The 655-nt window shown below is 66.0% G+C and carries 1 protein-coding gene; it reads left to right on the top strand.

The genetic code is table 11. The annotated features are described in order from the left end of the window. The coding region (locus LDO27_RS25525) for a citrate/2-methylcitrate synthase (RefSeq protein WP_290368868.1) at positions 1-655 on the top strand (655 nt) is incomplete at both ends.

The following is a 655-nucleotide window of genomic DNA, read 5'->3' as shown; positions in this document are numbered from 1 at the left end:
TCCATCGGCGGACACTTCCTGCACCTGCTGCACGGCGAGGCGCCGTCGGCGCTGTGGGAGCGCGCGATGCACACCTCGCTGATCCTGTACGCCGAGCACGAGTTCAACGCCTCGACCTTCACCGGCCGCGTGATCGCCGGCACGGGCTCGGACATGTACTCGTCCATCTGCGGGGCCATCGGCGCGCTGCGCGGCCCCAAGCACGGCGGCGCCAACGAGGTCGCGTTCGAGATCCAGAAGCGCTACGACAACCCGGACGAGGCGCATGCCGACATCGTGCGCCGGGTCGAGAACAAGGAAGTGGTGATCGGCTTCGGCCATCCGGTGTACACCACGGGCGACCCGCGCAACCAGGTGATCAAGGAGGTCGCGCGCCGCCTGTCCAAGGACGCCGGCTCGATGAAGATGTTCGATATCGCCGCGCGGCTGGAGACCACGATGTGGGACACCAAGAAGATGTTCCCCAACCTGGACTGGTTCAGCGCGGTGAGCTATCACATGATGGGCGTGCCCACCGCGATGTTCACGCCGCTGTTCGTGATCGCGCGCACCTCGGGCTGGGCCGCCCACATCATCGAGCAGCGCATCGACAACAAGATCATCCGACCCAGCGCCAACTACACCGGGCCGGAGAACCTGAAGTTCGTGCCGATCG

The sequence above is a fragment of the Cupriavidus respiraculi genome (genome assembly GCF_914271545.1).
Classification (GTDB): Bacteria; Pseudomonadota; Gammaproteobacteria; order Burkholderiales; family Burkholderiaceae; genus Cupriavidus; species Cupriavidus respiraculi.
The sequence above is the reverse complement of the archived record's forward strand: the minus strand, read 5'-3'. Positions and strand labels throughout refer to the sequence as shown.